Below are 17600 nucleotides of genomic sequence, written 5' to 3'. Positions count from 1 at the left end.
GGCGATAAATTTCACTTTTTCATCCATCGGTTTCACCTCATTCCACGGCATAACGTGCTCCAGTTGTGCGTATCACAAACCAGAGAAGTGTTACCTATGTCCTTGGACGAATGTGTTACCTATGAGTGTGAACCTTACCCTACCGCTTTATTTGCATATATTTTTTTAAAAATTAAAAACTTAAAATAAAAAAGATCCGCCAAACCAATGCGTGTTCTTAGCTTTTTTCGTGCATTTAGTGTTCTTCGTGGACAAAATGCCTTGGTGCGTAACATCAGTTTAATAAGCACTTTGCTGCCGCACAAAAAAACAAGCACAAAACCGTAAGGGTGCTGCTTGCTGCGCCCGATATTGTAAAAGGCGCAGCAGGCAGCGCTCCTACATTGGGCTCACAGTACCGCTAAAATAGATCTTGTATTTTTTGTGGAGCACAACAATGGCATATAGATGCCATTACACTTTTGTTTTTAAACGAAATACACGCTTAAACTTCAAGCTGTTTGTGCCTAACGGCAGGGTTTAGACCCTCGTATAGTGAATGTCACTCTATGATGAATCCCTGAGGGCACACGATGAAAGTGAATCAACTTAAAACGAACGAAGTTTTCTCCGCGCAAGCGAGTAAAACGTGGGTTCATTGCGCCACAGGGATGATTTGGCTTAGCCATAATGGCCTAGATACTATTTTAAGCTGTGGGCAAAAATGGCAGCTACAGGGGGCTGATCTACTGGTGATTCAAGCCTTAGAAGATAGCCGTTTTGCACTGCACCAAACGGCGCAGCTAGCGCGAGTGGAGCAGGTAGGCTTTTTTAGCAGCAGCCCCAAACCAAGCGGCTGCTAATTGGGCATATGAGTACACCTAGACAATGAGGTGATAGGCGCTTAAGCGTTGGTCTGCTATGCCAATTTGGCTAAGCTGCTCCACAAATGAGCCCCCACTAAAGCGCGGAAAGGGGTGAACTCCTCCAGCCAAATCTTGGCGTCTTTCTCGCTGATTTTTTCTGTTTGGCCGAGCAATATTTGCAATGCTTTGCGCACCGCAACATCACCGTGCAGCGAGCCATCTAGCCAGCCAAATCCGCGCAGCAGGGTGTAATTCACCGTCCATGGCCCAATACCGCGAATCGCCTCGAGTGCAGTTCTGGCCTCTGTTACGGGTAGCTTTTGCACCCAAGCATCCAGCGGCAACTGCTTTTGCGCCACCATTTGGGCCAACGCCGCCAAAGTTTGGGCTTTGCTTAAAGAAAAACCAGCTTGGCGCAATGTTTGCTCACTTAAACTAGCAATTTGGCTGGCCTCGGGCGAGCAAAACAAGCCGCCCGAATGGCGTATATCTGCGGCTAAAATCAATCTGCGCCGGATAGCTACCGCCGCCCCCACGCTAATCTGCTGGCCAGTAATCGCCCACGTTAAGGCCTCAAAAGGCGTGGCAGTGAGTGGTACACGCAGCCCTGCTTGCTGGCTGATTAAAGCACCCAGCAAGGGATGACTCCGATACTGCGCCTCAAAAGCCTCAATATCTTGGGTGAGGCCAAGCATGCGATACACCATCGTCTCAAATGCTGCCTGACTATCGCTCTCTTCTATCTCCCCATCAATCTGTAATTGCACCTCTGCATGCTCAGGCTGAAAACAGATAAACAAACAGGCCGCAGCACCGCGCCAAACTATGCCTTTTTGCAGGGTGTTTGCAGTGATTTGCTCCGAAATCGCCTGCGGATCGCGGCCATGAAAAGCCAGAATATCGCCAGCACGAAAAGCAGAGCAAAGAGGGATAGAACAAGAAAGTAACTGGCTCATCAAAAAATCACTACGCCGCTTGGCGAAAGGTTAGATTAATACGACAGGCACCTAGCTGAGCATGATTGCCGTGCTTCAAGGCTAATACGCCATGGTAACGCAACCGCGCAGGGCCGCCCCAAACCAGCACGTCTCCATGACTTAGCCCTATTCTTTGGCTAGGGTCATTACGCTGTAATCCACCCAAGACAAAAACAGCGGGTAGGCCAAGGGAAACCGACACAATCGGCGCACTAAAATCGGCCTCGTCTTTATCCTGATGCATAGATAATTTTGTGTCTGGTACGTAGCGATTAATTAAACAAACATCCGGAGAAAAATTGGCAAAGCCCGCCTCCAGCGCAGCCCTGCGCGCAAGGGCTAAAAACGCCTCAGGCATGGCAGGCCAAGGCTCGCCCGTTAACGGATCATGCGCCACATAGCGATAGCCGTGACAATCAGCAATCCAGCCCAAAGCGCCGCAATTGCTCATCTCCACCGACATGACGTAGCCACCTAGCGTACTCATTTGCCGAAAAGGCGCAGCCTGCGTGATCTGCGCCACGGCCAGCAGCAAACTTGCTTGCTCCCGCACAAAGCCCCGCAGCAATACCACGCCAGCCGCAAGCTCTTGAGGCGCACCATCATCCAGCTCTGCAAATAAATCATCCATCACTGCGTATTACCCCCGCCTCTCGCTCCAACAAAGCACGCTTACGCTCTATCCCCCAACGATAGCCCGATAAGCCGCCATCATTGCGCACCACGCGATGGCAAGGAATCGCCACCGCCAGCGCATTGGCTGCACAGGCCCCAGCCACGGCGCGGGCGGATTTTGGCGCGCCGATGCGCTGGGCAATATCGCTATAGCTGGCGGTAGCTCCCGCAGGAATATCCTGTAGCGCCTGCCAAACGCGCTGCTGAAAAGCCGTGCCCCGCACATCCAACGGAAGATCTAGCCCCCGCTGCGGCATTTCAACAAAGCCCACTACTTGCGCCACCAGCCGCTCAAAATCTGTATCGCCACCGATCAGCTCTGCTTGCAAAAACCTCGCTTGCAGATCAAGCAGCAAAGCTTGCGGATCATCACCCATCAAGATAGCGCACACGCCGCGCTGACTCGCCGCCACCAAAATCGCGCCTAGCGAGCACTCCCCTACCGCAAAGCGAATCTGCGTATTACTGCCTCTCGCTCGAAAATTTTTAGGTGTCATGCCAAGTAGCTGATTTGCGTCTTCATAAAAGCGCCCATTAGAGTTATACCCCGCCGCATAAATCGCCTCGGTCACGCTGGCACTGCTAGCCAAATGTGCACGCACTTTTTGGCCGCGATGCGCCGCAGCATAAGCCTTGGGGCTCACTCCGGTTTCTGCTTTAAAAATACGCTGTAAGTATGAAGGGCTCAGTTGGGCAAATTGCGCCAGTTGCGCCAAGCTAGGCGGCGTGTCTGCTATTTCGATTTGCCTGCACAATTGTGCAATCAACTGAGTATGCGACGCGGCCTTGGCTTGATCAGGCTTGCAGCGCAAGCAAGCCCTAAACCCCGCTTGCTCTGCGTCTTGGCCGCTGCTAAAAAACCGCACGTTTTCTGGCCTAGGCAAACGCGCGCCGCAAGAGGGGCGGCAATACACCCCCGTGGTGAGCACCGCATAATAAAAACGGCCATCCGCTTGGGCATCGCGCGCAATAAGCTCCGCCCAGCGTGGGTCACTTAGCGTTTCTACTACTTGTTTTTGCTTAGACATGAAAGCCTCAAAAAACGATATTTTTAAATAAGGGATATTATGCACAAAGACTATTTATTTACGAAAAACACTCAATGCATGAAAAAAAACGGATCAGGCAGAGATAATTTCCCACTGCTTTTTTATCCTGATGCGTAAATGAGTTAATTAATAACTATTTGATATTAAACACAATTATCCACACCATTCAAAAAAAAGGCTCATGCGGCATCTGTTCGTACTTTTTATGTTTTTAGTGGACGGCATATTTTTGGATCTTGCTACGTAACATCAGTTAAATAAGATAAGACACACTTTAAACAACGCACTTGCAAAATACACTCCGAGTCTTGCTTTTGAATTCGCAAACTGATGCTACGCAGCAAAGGTCATTTAGAGCGCTCCATGCCCGCCATTACCATTGCATAAATATGCAATATGCACGATTAAATTAGCCTCTGAGTCTGACTAAACGCAAAGCTACATCAGCCATGTAGTGGTGTAATCCAAGTATTAGCAAGGAGGCTATGATGCAAAGCACTCAACTTAAAGCAGCAGAAGTTTTTTCTATTCCGGCAGGCAACTGCTGGGTCCACTGCACAGCAGGGCAAGTCTGGCTGAGCCATGACGGCCACGATGTCATACTAGAGCGTGGGCAACAATGGCAGATTGATAACACCGATCTCACCGTGATTCAGGCCTTACAAAACAGCCAGCTTATCGTTGAAAACCTAGCAGAGCATGAGCTGGCTACCCGCTGCAGTGCTCAAGCGATGGCCAGCGCTTGCTAGGCCAGCATTTATTTACACACAGAAAATATTCATCTATTTAGCGGGCCTCTTCATTCCTTTAATGTAGGATGCTGCCCGCTCAAGTAGGCTCAGCTTACACGGATTACGCATAGCATTTTGAGTCATAAATCAGCGGCTCTCTAAAGATATTACCGCCCCACGGCCCTAAGCGTTTACTACCATAGAGTAAGTCTGCAGCGACGGGATGGACTGGCGTCTTATTACAAAATTCCACCACTTGCTTTCTTATTTATTTCTGATACTTGTCATTGCTACATCAAAAACTTATTTACCTCCACGCTTCTGCTTAGATTTCCTGCATTTATTCTAAAAAAAGCCATACTAAAAGTCTGATTTTCAGCCCGCCGTATCATGCCAATCGAAAAACTTGCCCATTTTATTCGTACCGAGCAACTACAAGTGGGTTTGTATATCCATTTGGATTTGCCGTGGGATGAGCATCCGTTTACTTTTGGCAGCTTTAAAATTAAGTCAGGCGAACAAATTGAAATGATTAAGCAGCTAGGGGTGCAGCAGATTCGTTACTCGCCCACCAAAAGCGATCAACAACCAATTGCAATCAAAGAGGATGTAGCTAAAACACCTGCTGCTAAGCCTGATCCGGATTTAATAATTATCCTTGAAGCTAAGCAAAGTAAATTGCAGCAGTTTGAGCGCAATAAAGCGCTGCGCAGTGAATGCGCCAAGGCCTTTGCTGCAACGGCTCAGGCCGTACGTAATATTGATAAGCAACTCAATAGCCGCCCCAAAGAAACCCTCGCTGGAGCCGAAAGGCTGGTGGGGCAGATGCTGGATACGCTGCTGGTAGATAACGACATTATTATTCATCTGATGAATGATAAAGCCAAAGGCGAGGAGCTATATTTTCATTCTTTGAATGTAGCGGTTTTATCCTTAATTTTGGCCAGAGATATGCAACTGGCAAAACAGGATATTCGTACTCTGGGTTTGGCCGCGCTGTTTCATGATATTGGTAAAGTAGAAATTCCCAGCCGTATCACCATGAAATCTGGCCTACTCAGCGCAGCAGAAGAAAAAGTGTATCAACAGCACAGCCTTTGGAGCGTGAACGCGGCTAAAACTGCAGGGCTGCCACCTGCGGTCTTGCGCCTCATTGCTCAGCATCACGAGATGTGTGATGGCAAAGGCTACCCTAAGGGTTTAAAACGCGATGAAATTGATCCGCTAGCACGCATTTTAGCGCTGGTTAATTGCTACGATAATTACTGCAATCGCCTAAATCCTGCCGAATCGCTAACGCCTCACGAAGCGCTTTCACATATGTATACGCAGCAAAGAGCAAGCTTTGATCCACTGCCATTAAACTTACTCATCAGGGGAATGGGCGTATATCCACCAGGCTCTTTGGTACTGCTTTCCAACAATTGCTATGCACTGGTGATAGCGGTGAACACCACCAAGCCTTTAAAACCGCTGATTCAAGTGTACAACCCCGATGCACAAGACCAAGGCGCCGTACTGATTGATCTGGAATACGAAGCACAGCTCAATATCAGTAAATCGATCAAACTAGCCCAGCTACCCAAGGCGGCAGCAGTTTATCTTAGCCCCTGCAAGCACGTCAGTTATTACTTTAATGCGAGTGAGCAGTGAAAGCCGATGCCCAAACCTTACTGGATGCCTGTGGCTATGCAGTGCTGGCTATCAACCCCAGTACTGGGCTTATCGTTAGTAGTAATTTGGAATGCGAGCGTTTGCTTGGCTATTCCGCGGCCAACCTACTGGGGCGGCCCATTGCGGATATTGAGATTGGCTTACATGATTTGTTTTTTTGGGAAGAAGTACGGCAAAACTCAATCAGCTCGGTGCTTGCGGTGCAAAGCGAATATCGGCACGAAAACGGCTCTTTTATCACGGTACAAAAAACCGTACGTTGTTTTAATGACGATACTGGCCCGCTTTGCGTGATTTCTGTGCACGATGTGGGCACAGCCAAGCGGCTAGAGGATGAAACCGCCCGCAGCTCATCCTTACTGGCCGCCACGCTAGAATCCACCCACGATGGCATTTTGGTCACTGATTTAGACGGAAAAATATGCAACTTTAACCAACGGGTAAATACCATTTGGCAATGGCAAACCGATGCCAATAGCAGCACGCTCTTTAGCCACATCGCATCCCAATTACAAGACCCTGCGCGCTTCTTACGCTGGTTAGAAATGCTCTATCAAGACCCATATCATAGCGGCCAGCTTGAGTGCTGGCTTAAAGATGGCCACGTTTTTGAGCTAAGCAGCCACCCTCAGCTACTCAAGCAACAAGCCATTGGCCGGCTAATTACCATGCACGATATCAGCGCACTTAAATCCACCGAAGAGCAATTACGCATTGCCCGCGACGAGGCTCAAGCCGCCAGCCGCGCTAAATCTGATTTTTTATCGCATATGAGCCACGAGCTGCGTACACCGCTCAATGCCATTTTAGGCTTTGCCCAACTACTAGAAAGCGAACCAGATTCCACCGCACACGAGCTGGGCAACTATATCACCAAGGCAGGCTGGCATTTGCTCGAGCTCATCAATGAAGTGCTGGATTTAGCCAGCATTGAAGCCGGAAAAATGAAGCTGCGCATCGAGCCCATTGATCTCACCGCCATTATTCAAGATTGTTTTGAGCTAACCCGCCAGCTCGCCATCGATAAACAAGTGCAGCTGGCCGAGCCGCATCTTAGTGCAGGGCGTTTTATTGCCCAAGTGGATGCACGGCGCTTAAAGCAAATGCTGCTTAATCTGATCTCTAATGCCATCAAATACAACCGCCCCAATGGCCGCGTGGAGATCACCATTACCGCAGCGGATGAAACCCATTGGCGGCTCATGGTTTCTGACACCGGCAATGGTATTTCAGAGAGCGATCAAGCCTTACTCTTTCAACCGTTTAGCCGCGTGGGAGATCACTCTATAGAGATTGAAGGCACAGGCATCGGCCTCGCCTTTACCCGTAAGCTGGCCCACCTTATGAGTGGCGAAGTCAATATGGACAGCAGCATCGGCCAAGGCAGCCGTTTCTGGATCGACCTACCCTGCGCCGTATTGCACTCCACCACCGCCCTTGCTACCCCGCACCCGCTCAATAGCAAAATTTTGCTCTATATCGAAGACGATATTTTATCGCAACAATTACTGGCCAAAATCATAGCGTATCATCGCCCACAATATCAATTGATTCAGGCCAGCAACGCCGCCACCGGCCTCGCCCTCGCCCTCTCAGCCGAGCCTGATTTAATCTTGCTAGACCTGCACCTGCCTGATGCCTCTGGCGCGGCCGTGCTGGAGCAGTTACGCAAACAAAGCACAACGCGGCTCATCCCAGTGCTAGCCATTTCTGGTGATGCAGGGGCCGACGAAATCACCCACGCCAAGCGCAAAGGTTTTGACGCCTACCTTACCAAACCCATCAAACTAGACGCCACCCTAGAGCAGATTGATCGCATGTTGTGTGGAAAGGTGCTACGGTGACTGAAGTTCCCCGCGGCAATAATGGCGAAATATTAAGCCACAAAGAACCTAAGTTTTCGCACATTCACAGCGCGTAATTCCCGCAATAGTCGCAAAGCATCCCCCCTCATTGAGGGAGTCAATGCCGCTGGCCAAAGCAACCTAGGTTCTGATATTACGCCCAAAGGTATTTCGTCAAAAAAACACACTCAATACACGAAAAAATGGATAAAATAGGAATGATCCTCCTCTGTTTTTTATTATTTTTCGTAAATAAAATAGTTAAATAACTATTTTATTTTAAAGATAATTAAACCAAATAAAAACATTTCTGATTATGCCTCTTGTTCAAATTAAATATTTATTGAGTATTACTCGCAGGGTTTACCCACCTTACGAATGGCAAGTTGATAGGATTGGGTTTTACCCACCCTACAAATGCATAAACAGAGTGCGACGGTAACAAATCGATTTACATTAGTGTTATTGAGCAAGAGGCATAATCAGGAAATTATTTAAATAAATAAAAGCGTAATGCTCATGTGATATTTGTGCGTGCTTTTTGTGTTTTTAGTGCACGACGGATGTTTTAATCTTACTAGGTAACATCAGTTAGCTTGATTGACATCCGGTTAATTGCACCATAAATGCAAATATTCGCACTGAGGATCATAAGTTTTAATTTGTTTTTCGATATTAAACCGTCGATTTGATCTTGGGTCAGTGCCGCATCCCGCCAGATACAGCCAATTACCTTGATTGCTATACACATCATAATCAATCAGCAGCGACTCAAACCAAGCCGCGCCAGCACGCCAATCGCATTGCAAATCATGAATCAGAAAGCTGGCCACATTTTGCCGCATCCGGTTGGAAAGATATCCAGTAGCCGCCAGCTCACGCATACCAGCATCAATAAAAGGCTGTCCCGTGTTACCCAGACACCACTTTAAAAAAAGCTCAGGCTGATGTGAAATCGTTGCAGCGTCTTTTAAGCCGTTGGCGTAATACAATTGCACCCCAAAACGCAGATGCAAAAATCTGAAATAATCCCGCCAAAGTAGCTCAAACCAAATCCAATACGTACTTTCGTTTGCGCCATGCATTGCTTCATGCGTTTTTAGTTGCTGATCAATTTGCCTTGCTGATAACGCACCACTTGCCAACCAAGGCGAAAACTTAGTCGAATAATCTGAGCCAATCAAGCCGTTGCGTGTTTGCTTATACTGATCAGCCAAACCCGAAGCTAAATACCGCTGCACATGGGCCAAAGCCATAGTTGCACCGCCTTGCCATTGCGGCTGATCATAGGGAAACGCACTACGCTTATCAATCGGCGCGATACCTGCCCAGGCTTTTATATCAACCTGTGGGATTGCCAGCGCGGCTTTAGGTAACTCAGGGAGTTTTTCAGTCCAGCCCATCGGTGCTGGAGCAAGCACGCCCATTTGCTCAATCTGCTGCCGAAAAGCGGTGAAGACTTGCGGTAAGTCTTCGATAGAAAATGGCAATTCGCTAGGATTAAGCAAACTCGATTGCCAGATAGCCTCAACCTCATAGGCTTGCTCACGCAGTGAATCAATCTGCGCCATTTCTTCAGGCGCGGCAATCGCTTCGCAATAAATGGTCTGACACTGGTGCTGTTGCAAAATACGCGGCAAAGCCAAGGCAGGCTTACCCTCGACAATCAGCAACTGGCTCCCCCTTTGCTGGCATTGCCGTGCCAGATCGAGCAGCGTATCAGCCAGAAAAATTTTTCGGTGAAGACCTACACGATTAAATCCCCAGATCGTATGTTCTTCCGGCTCAAGGCAGTACACCAAGGCCAGTTGATCCGACTGCAGGCATGCCTGTGCTAAGGCCAGATTGTCATTAATGCGTAAATCATTGCGAAACCAATAAACCGCCGTTTTTTTTGCCACGATGGCATCCTCATTACTTGGCGTGGGCAGCGTATGCGGCCAACCCAGATCAATAAGCGTTTTGAACCCGTCCACCACCTGAGTAGCGCACCTCGAAAAACCTAGACTTATTTAAGGACTACAAGCTAAATTTTATTGAATTTTAAGCAAGCTAAAAAAGCGTCATCCCCAAGGGTTTTGTCGGGGATCCATTGCCTAGCTGGATTCCCGCCTGCGTGGGAATGACGATGCGGATCTTCGCCATCCTCGATCACTGATAGCGTAGTCCTTACACAGCAAGATCAAAAAATACCGCCCACAAACAACACAAGCAAATACCTTACGAGCATTATTCTTTGATTGATTTAAATAATTTTATTTAAATCAAATCGTTATTTAACTATTTTATTGACTAAACATCATAAAAACAGAGGGAGATCATTTCTGTTTGATCCATTTTTTTCATGCATTGCGTGTTTTTCGTGGACGAATAGTCCTATGACTGACATCAGTTTATAAATAAGACAATGCACGAGTTAACACAATTGATCGCTCGTTTACAATTCATTCAGCCGCTGCAAATACAGCTCCGCCTGCGCTAAGGTCGCCGTTTTTTCGTCTTCTGGCATTTTGCGCCACGTTTGATAAGTCATCCCAAGACGAGGATTTTTTTCTAGCCGCGTAGCGTGGCGAGCGTGAAAATGCCAATACAAGCTATTAAATGGGCATGCGCCTTCACCGTGGCGTAATTTGGGCTGGTAACAACAACTTTTGCAGTAGTCACTCATTTTATTAATATAGCTGGCCGAGCCCGCATACGGCTTGCTGCCCAGTAGACCACCATCGGCGTATTGGCTCATGCCACGCGTATTGGGCATCTCCACCCATTCGAACGCATCGACATAAATCCCCAAATACCACGCATCCACGTCGTCGGGGGCAATCCCAGCCAACAAAGCAAAATTGCCCGTAATCATCAGCCGTTGAATGTGATGCGCGTAGCCCAGTTGCAAAGATTGCCCGATGGCGTGTTTGGCGCAATTCATTTTAGTATTGCCATCCCAGTACCAGTTGGGCAAACGACGCTGATGGTTTAATTCATTAAGCTGCCCATAGTTGGGCATCCGCGCCCAATACACGCCGCGCACAAACTCGCGCCAGCCTAAAATTTGCCGCACAAAGCCTTCAACGGTTGAGAGCGAAACACGTCCTGCCTCGTACTCAGCCAAAGCCGCGTTGATCACCTCCAGTGGATGCAGCAGCTTTAAATTGAGCGCAAATGATAGCCCAGCATGAAATAAAGTCGGTGATGCGGTGCTCATCGCGTCTTGGTAAGCGCCAAAGTGCGGCAGAGCATTGTCGATAAAGGTGGCCAGTGCGTGCTTAGCCTGAGCCCGCGTTAGCGGCCAAGGAAACGCTTGGGCTTGGGCTTGGCCGATGGTTTTAACGCCAGCAGCGGCAATCTCTTGCCACAAATCGCTTAAATCGGTGCCGTATTGAGGCCAAGCGGGTGCGGCAGGTTGGCCGTTCCAGCGTTTGCGATTGTCTTGATCAAAATTCCATTGCCCGCCAACGGGTTGGCCTTCGGCATCCAGCAAAATTTGATATTGCTTGCGCAAAGTACGGTAAAAAAACTCCATACGGGGGATTTTCTGGGCAAATTGCGCACTGATGGCAGCCCGATCAGCAAGGAAATGCTCGCTATCCACCACAAAGACGGGAATACCAAGCCGTGCTTCGGCAGCTAAAAGTTGGCTTTCTAGCCGATACTCATCCGCTTGTTGGCGCTCTAATTGCGTGATTTGCTCGGTTTCAATCAAAGCAAGCAAGTTGCTGATAAAATCTTGGCGATTATCAGCATCGCCAATTTTGATATACCGCACGCGGCAACCTGCGTTTTGCAAAGCCTTGGCAAGTCCGCGCATCGCAGCAAAAATACCCAATACCTTTTGCGCATGATGCCAAGCGTAGTCGGTCTCGCTACGCAGCTCCATCAGCACATACAGCACATCAGCACGCCCGCGCTCGGCCTCACTAAACCAGCTATGACGGATATTGAGCTGGTCACCCAAAATTAATCGCAAGATGGTCATATCGAGCCTTTGCGCTTCGCGCAGCGCACACTACAGTATTTGACTGCTTCCCAGTTTTGCTCCCACTTCTTGCGCCAAAAAAAGGGCCGCATACAAACAGGACAGCTCTTTTGCGGCAAATTGCGTTTATGGTGAGCCATGTATTGTTGTCACTATGCAAGTCATCGAGATTGTTTTCATCATGGAAGACACCATAGATACTAATAAGTAACAATATATACCAACCAGTAACTTTTAGGGCAATGAATTATCAGTGCTCGTATTCCCCCTGTGTCAGGATAGTTGAGATACTCCCTTTTCAGGGATATCCTGCTCAAGCTGAGACTCTGCGATGATTGGGGCTGCTGCTGTAAAAGTTGGCAATGGTGCTGCGCGCGATACTTCAAGTTGAGCGATGATTGCAGCATGCAGCCGCTCTAATGCGCCCTCTTTATCGATCCACCAATCGGTTGACCACACCCGCAGTAATTTCCAGCCCAATCCTTGCAGAATGGCGCTGCGCACTTTATCTCGGTCCCGCGCCGTGGCAGCACTGTGATACGTTGCGCCATCGCATTCAACGCCCAACAAGTAATCGCCAAGGCGATCTGGATGCACAATACCCAGATCAATCCGGAAACGTGATACGCCAATTTGCGGTACAACTTTCCAACCTTTGCGACGCAAGCCATCAGCAACGGCTTCTTCAAATGGCGAATCATAGCTGCCCACCGAGCCTTGAACCGCCTCGGCCAAGGCGCGTGGGCCACGGTTGGCAAATTCAATAAAATGTTTCAAATCACGGACAGCGCGAGCGCTGGTTCGGTTTAGATCGACCATAGATGAATCAAAGGACGTAAACACCAGCATTTCACGCCGCGCACGCGTAACCGCCACATTCAGACGCCGCCAGCCGCCTTCTTTATTCAAAGGGCCAAAGTTCATCGACATCGTTTTTGAACCTGGCTCCGTAGGGCCGTAACCTATCCCCAGCATGATCAAATCGCGCTCGTCACCCTGCACGGTTTCCAAGTTTTTTACCACTACTGGCTCGGCGAGGCCTTCTTGGAAAAACGGTTCAATTTCAGGATGTTTCTGGCGCGCTAGATCAAGCAAATTGGTAACCAAGGTCTGCTGATCGCTATTGAGCGTAATGATGCCAATACTTAGGCCTTGCGCTATAAATTGCGGATCGGTGAGACGGCGTACGGTCTCCGCGACCATCGCCTGTGCTTCGGCCTGATTAGTGCGCCCTTTACCTTTCGCATAAACACCATCGACATATCGCCACTCAACGGCGCTGGCACGTGTTTCTGGTGCTGGGAAGGTAATCAACTTACTGTCGTAATAACGGTGATTGGAAAAAGCGATCAAGCTCTCGTGCCGACTGCGGTAATGCCAGCTCAAACTGTGGCTAGGAATACCAGCACCCAAGCATTCGTCCAAGATGCTTTCCATGTCGTCTTCGGTGTCGTCTTCCGATGCAGAAGCGCCGCGATTAAAGAAACTGGTTGGTGGCATTTGTCGTGGATCACCTGCAATCACGACTTGCTTGCCGCGAGCGATTGAGCCAATCGCATCCCATGGCGCAATCTGTGAAGCCTCATCGAAAATGACCAGATCAAACAAAGCTAAATCAGCGGGCAAATATTGCGCAATCGACAACGGGCTCATCAGCATACAAGGAGCCAGTTTCTGCATGGCATCGCCCATTTCAACGGCCAATTGACGCACAGGTTTATGGCGGCGCGACTTTTGCAACTCATGCTTGAGAATGGCAAAACCGCCCTGCTTGCCCGTATCATTTTTCGATGGAATCAAGCCGCATAGTTTGGCGCGCACATAGCGAACCGACAATTTAGACAAATGATCTTCGGCCTGACGGTAAGCTTCGATATCACTCATGTGCTCAGCAGACACAAAATTACGCAGCAATGGCTCTGCATCAATCACTTGGCTTGCAAACCAACGTGCATAAGCGGTTTCAAATGCCTCTAAAGCGCCACCAACAAGCAGCGCATTCTCTGCCACGACATCAGCCAATGGTTTTAAACCTAACTCTTGTGCTTCATGCCGAACACGGCACCAATCACACCAAGATTTAAGCTGCATTTCCAGTTTGCAGATGGCATCCGCCATATCGTGAAGGCTAGCTAGATCTGCATTAATTTCGGCGGGATGGGTTTCGGCGGTGGTGCTCAGTGATTTGAAGCGCTCAAGCCCATGCGTTAAACGTGTGAAGGCTGATTTGAACCGATTGAGCGCAGAGATAATTACGCCATCTGCCCCCAAAAGCTCATTCGCTTCGACCACCAATCTGGCCGTTGCACTACGAAGTTCAACAGCATGCTCGGGTGATTGCGCCATGCCGCTTATGCCTGAGCGCAAGTTGTCATTCAACAGTAGAGCAGCATCCATCTGCGGAATATTGCTATTTAAAGATGCCCAGCCAGGAATACCCTGCAATTCAATACTTAGTTTATCTAGCTCACTCAGCAGTGCTTTGAGCTGCTGCAATTTTGCTAAATCGGCAACGACATCTGGAAAACCAACACATCCACCTTCTGCGGCTAATTGGCGCGCAACCTTTTTCTTCGCGAAACTGGCTAAAAACCAGAATTTACTGGTCGCATCAATCCAGTTGCGTTCCATCTGTTCCAGATTAATTCGGCGGCAGGCTTCTACCGAGTAAACCAAGGATAATGCGGGTTCAAGTTTGCGATATTCACTCATCAGCGCCATTGCCTGGCGAGCAGCCGTCACTTTTGCCGTGGCGTTGACCGAAAATGCAAATGCCAGATCAACACCATGTGTTTTCTCTAGGACCTCTGCGAAGATGATGATTCGAGCAATCTCGTTGTGTTGGTTTGCTTTTAGCGGCAGTTGGCTTGCTTTAATGAAGTTTGCTTGAGCTTCGTTCAGTTCAATAATCGCGGTAGACAATTCACGCGAAGCGGCAACCAGCGACTCTTGCCAGCCATTTGACCAATCGGTTTGCGATAATAATTTAAAGCTAGTGGAGAATGCTTGCCCTGCTGAACTATTTAGATCCAAGCGGCGAGCCACATCCCGTAGTTGTGTCATTGCAAGCAGATCATGACTTGTGCCATTAGGCCAGTTAAGGCGCGGTATTGCAGACGAGCCATGATGAATAACACGCCCCATAGCCTGATGAACAGAAAGCCCGTTCGGCCAGCGCTTATGCAACAATCTCACTACGCCATTTAATTTATCGCGCAATCGCTGAACCTGAGCTGCCTCGGTAGACCATTCCTCTGCTGACAATAATTCGCGCGTATCCCACGCTCGCTCTAGTTGTTGCAAAACGCTAATTTTTGAAGTCTTGCTCGAATGCAATTCAAGGCAAAACTCGCCAAGGCCTTTTTCTTCCAAGCGCCGATAAACCACATCAAGCGCGGCCATTTTTTCAGCAACAAACAAAACGCGACGACCCAGCGCTAGATTGTGGGCAATCATATTGGCAATCGTTTGCGACTTACCCGTTCCGGGTGGCCCATCTAAAACAAAGCTATGCCCTGCCGTTGATGCCACCACGGCCGCCAATTGCGACGAATCGGCAGGCAGCGGCGTAAACAACTGGGCTGGCGTAACTTTTTGGTCCAGCTCTTCGGCTCGCGGAAAATCATTGTAGGCAATGCCATCGCTACCTTCGGCTTGGCGCTCAAGCAAATGCTTCACCAATGGGCTTTTTAGTAATTGCTCAGAGCGATCACTCAGATCCTTCCACATCAGGTATTTGGCAAATGAGAATGTGCCTAACACCAATTCGTGCGTCACCTCGAAACCAGGAATATCCCGAACGGCACGGCGCACCGTGTTCCAAATCCCTTCAACGTCAATGCCACTTTCATCGGCAGGAAGTACACCATCGAGGCCTAGGATATTTAATTCAAAATCATGCCTCAACAACTCTAACAAAGTCAGATTAAAACGCGGCTCTTCATCGAGCATGCTCATGGTGACGCCGGATAGCGCACTTTTTCTTTCTAGTTTGATTGGCAGTAAGATGAGTGGTGCCGAGTAGGATTTTGGATCATCGGCAGACTTTTTCCATTTTAATAAGCCGATAGCTAAAAAGAGCGTATTTGCTCCGCCTTCATCCAGATCACTACGCGCAGTGCGATATAAATCCACCAAAGCGCTATCCAGCTTGGCTTTTTCAAGCGTACCGAGAACTTCGTTCCTATTTAGAGCAGAGCGAGCGTATTCATCGCGTAAATTTTCGCGGTTTTGTTGCTCGTATAGTGCTGGGTCGCGACCACCAGCCTCTAGATCAGGCATGGCAACTACGCGAATTCGTTTTCCATCTGCCAATATATCTTCGAGCTTTGCAGGATCAGGGCAAATCAAACGCACACACTTCGCGCTGTCGGGTAAATGCAGCAAGCGATTACGTGTCGTTAAATCCAGTAATTTGCGCTGCCAAAGATTAAGTTTGCTAGCAGGGCTATCAGGTTCAATTTGAATTTCAACATCAAAACTAGGCAGTAATGGAGCCTCTTCCAACGCATCAATCGATGCTGGCTTTTCAGCAACCGACTGATCAAATTGAAAACGTTGGCCCGATAAAGCCAAAGGCCGAATGCGCTGCATACGCGCACGCCGCAAATCAATCGCCATGATGAAATCTTCATCATTGATCTGCCGTTTTGCAGCTTCAACCGCCTGACTAAAACTAGGGGCAATTGCTTGCGTTGCTAATGTGGTCTCGAAAACCAGAAGTTCATTCAACTCAATCCGCTTGCGGACGGCAGATGCTTCATCTGTAATCAGCTGTGAAAACTCTTGTGGTTGAAGCCACACCCCGACAAAGGCATGCCCTTTCGTGAGCAGCAGCAAAGGGTTAAGGCCAGCTTGCTCCGCTAACGCAGCGAAAAGTAACGCAGTATCTAAGCAAGTTGCGACACCACCATCCATAATTTTGCTGGGGGTTCTTATCTTTTGCCCTTGCATTTCAAAACTAGACGGCGGCAAAGCATAGCTCAGCCTCAAACCACAAACGGATGACCAAAGCGCCGATGTTAGCTCCCAAGTTCTAGTTCTGGACTGGCCTGAATAACCATCAATCGAATCTTTCTTGCCCGCTTTGCGCAATACGTCGGATGCCGATTTTAATAGCCGATCCACAGCAGGATCATTTGGCATCGCAAACACAGCGAGCAGTTCTGGCATCACGCCAGCGCCACCCCATTCATTGTTAGCAAGAATTTCAATGTCAAACGTCTCTGTCGCCAGAGTTTGGTCGGCATAGCAGAGGCTTAGTTTAAGCTCACCCTTTAAGCTCTCAGTCAAATCGGCCAAGTATGCGGCATTGAGCTTTAAATCACGGTCAGTGATATGCAGACTATCGCCTTTGGGCAAGCGATCAATTTTCCATGTTTTGGCTTCAAGAAAAGCGGGCGATGCCGTCAAAACTAAGGTGAGGCCATCGTAATCAGATTCCCCATTATTGCTGATCTCTAATTCGCGAAGTACTGGCACCGCATTTTGCTGAGAAGCAAAACCGAGCTTTGTGCTTACTATCACGTCAATTTTGATGGTCATCGCAATGACTCCAAGTCATTATTTTTTAACAAACAATACAAGAACAGCATCTTACAGAGTGCATAAGCGCCAACCAAGATAAAAATCAACAATGAATAATGAACAAATAAGCATGCCGCCTCATTTGGCCTGCAATCATGAAAGATTACAGCTTCACACATGTCCTTCCAGTGTTTTTCTCTTGAGGTTTTTTCTTCAGCACGCCTGTTTAGACCTGTGATAATGGCTATTTCAACAGCGATACCTAGTCTGATTAAGAAATCAGCCCTCGGCTTCAAACCCAGAGGC

Annotated in this window: 11 protein-coding genes; 4 read left to right on the top strand and 7 right to left on the bottom strand. The window is 48.5% G+C overall.

Annotated features, from left to right (window positions below):
* The first annotated feature begins 572 nt into the window (after nt 1-572).
* Entirely contained in the window at nt 573-842 is a 270-nt protein-coding gene (locus Q0R17_RS14715) for a hypothetical protein (RefSeq protein WP_293936080.1), read from the top strand.
* Nucleotides 843-898: 56 nt separating this feature from the next.
* Here Q0R17_RS14715 and Q0R17_RS14710 read toward each other — a convergent pair whose 3' ends face one another.
* Genes Q0R17_RS14710 through ada form a run of 3 tightly spaced genes read right to left on the bottom strand, consistent with a single transcriptional unit; the run spans nt 899 to nt 3525 of the window.
* The gene (locus Q0R17_RS14710) at nt 899-1801 is read right to left on the bottom strand and encodes a DNA-3-methyladenine glycosylase (protein ID WP_293936078.1); all 903 of its coding nucleotides are present in this window, start codon (nt 1799-1801) and stop codon (nt 899-901) included.
* 10 nt (nt 1802-1811) lie between these two features.
* Complete coding sequence (gene alkB, locus Q0R17_RS14705) at nt 1812-2453, bottom strand: DNA oxidative demethylase AlkB (protein ID WP_293936076.1); 642 nt, start codon at nt 2451-2453, stop codon at nt 1812-1814.
* Nucleotides 2446-3525, bottom strand: a complete 1080-nt coding sequence (gene ada, locus Q0R17_RS14700) for a bifunctional DNA-binding transcriptional regulator/O6-methylguanine-DNA methyltransferase Ada (protein WP_293936073.1) — start codon at nt 3523-3525, stop codon at nt 2446-2448. Before ada ends, alkB begins: the two co-directional genes overlap by 8 nt.
* A 506-nt stretch (nt 3526-4031) precedes the next feature.
* Between ada and Q0R17_RS14695 the strand changes: the two genes are divergently transcribed.
* The 3 genes from Q0R17_RS14695 to Q0R17_RS14685 all read left to right on the top strand — a co-directional run bounded on the left by Q0R17_RS14695 (nt 4032) and on the right by Q0R17_RS14685 (nt 7795).
* Nucleotides 4032-4295 (top strand): hypothetical protein, encoded by a 264-nt coding sequence (locus tag Q0R17_RS14695; RefSeq protein ID WP_293936071.1) that lies wholly within the window; start codon nt 4032-4034, stop codon nt 4293-4295.
* 372 nt (nt 4296-4667) lie between these two features.
* On the top strand, nt 4668-5930 hold the full coding sequence (locus Q0R17_RS14690) for an HD-GYP domain-containing protein (RefSeq protein ID WP_293936069.1): 1263 nt from the start codon (nt 4668-4670) through the stop codon (nt 5928-5930).
* The gene (locus Q0R17_RS14685; RefSeq protein ID WP_293936066.1) at nt 5927-7795 is read left to right on the top strand and encodes a PAS domain-containing hybrid sensor histidine kinase/response regulator; all 1869 of its coding nucleotides are present in this window, start codon (nt 5927-5929) and stop codon (nt 7793-7795) included. The genes Q0R17_RS14690 and Q0R17_RS14685 overlap by 4 nt, the downstream gene beginning before the upstream one ends.
* A 611-nt stretch (nt 7796-8406) precedes the next feature.
* On the opposite strand, the gene Q0R17_RS14680 is transcribed toward Q0R17_RS14685, so the two are convergent.
* The 4 genes from Q0R17_RS14680 to Q0R17_RS14665 all read right to left on the bottom strand — a co-directional run bounded on the left by Q0R17_RS14680 (nt 8407) and on the right by Q0R17_RS14665 (nt 17312).
* Nucleotides 8407-9696 (bottom strand): DASH family cryptochrome, encoded by a 1290-nt coding sequence (locus Q0R17_RS14680; protein ID WP_293936063.1) that lies wholly within the window; start codon nt 9694-9696, stop codon nt 8407-8409.
* A gap of 536 nt (nt 9697-10232) precedes the next feature.
* Entirely contained in the window at nt 10233-11768 is a 1536-nt protein-coding gene (locus tag Q0R17_RS14675) for a cryptochrome/photolyase family protein (protein WP_293936060.1), read from the bottom strand.
* Complete coding sequence (locus tag Q0R17_RS14670; protein ID WP_293936058.1) at nt 11765-11908, bottom strand: DUF2256 domain-containing protein; 144 nt, start codon at nt 11906-11908, stop codon at nt 11765-11767. The genes Q0R17_RS14675 and Q0R17_RS14670 overlap by 4 nt, the downstream gene beginning before the upstream one ends.
* Nucleotides 11909-12041: 133 nt before the next feature.
* Nucleotides 12042-17312: a DUF4011 domain-containing protein gene (locus tag Q0R17_RS14665; RefSeq protein WP_293936056.1), complete on the bottom strand. Its 5271-nt coding sequence runs from the start codon at nt 17310-17312 to the stop codon at nt 12042-12044.
* Nucleotides 17313-17600: the final 288 nt, after the last annotated feature.

It is taken from the genome of Iodobacter sp. (genome assembly GCF_025352645.1).
GTDB lineage: Bacteria > Pseudomonadota > Gammaproteobacteria > Burkholderiales > Chitinibacteraceae > Iodobacter.
Note: the sequence above shows the minus strand (reverse complement) of the source record. Positions and strands in the feature narration are given on the sequence as shown.

What these genes read in the sequence shown, in the direction of transcription:
- Q0R17_RS14715 (WP_293936080.1), top strand. Translation starts at nt 573, where the DNA reads ATGAAAGTGAATCAACTTAAAACGAACGAAGTTTTCTCCGCGCAAGCG.
- Q0R17_RS14690 (WP_293936069.1), top strand. Translation starts at nt 4,668, where the DNA reads ATGCCAATCGAAAAACTTGCCCATTTTATTCGTACCGAGCAACTACAA.
- Q0R17_RS14695 (WP_293936071.1), top strand. Translation starts at nt 4,032, where the DNA reads ATGATGCAAAGCACTCAACTTAAAGCAGCAGAAGTTTTTTCTATTCCG.
- ada (WP_293936073.1), bottom strand. Translation starts at nt 3,525, where the DNA reads ATGTCTAAGCAAAAACAAGTAGTAGAAACGCTAAGTGACCCACGCTGG.
- Q0R17_RS14670 (WP_293936058.1), bottom strand. Translation starts at nt 11,908, where the DNA reads ATGGCTCACCATAAACGCAATTTGCCGCAAAAGAGCTGTCCTGTTTGT.
- Q0R17_RS14675 (WP_293936060.1), bottom strand. Translation starts at nt 11,768, where the DNA reads ATGACCATCTTGCGATTAATTTTGGGTGACCAGCTCAATATCCGTCAT.
- alkB (WP_293936076.1), bottom strand. Translation starts at nt 2,453, where the DNA reads ATGGATGATTTATTTGCAGAGCTGGATGATGGTGCGCCTCAAGAGCTT.
- Q0R17_RS14665 (WP_293936056.1), bottom strand. Translation starts at nt 17,312, where the DNA reads ATGACCATCAAAATTGACGTGATAGTAAGCACAAAGCTCGGTTTTGCT.
- Q0R17_RS14710 (WP_293936078.1), bottom strand. Translation starts at nt 1,801, where the DNA reads ATGAGCCAGTTACTTTCTTGTTCTATCCCTCTTTGCTCTGCTTTTCGT.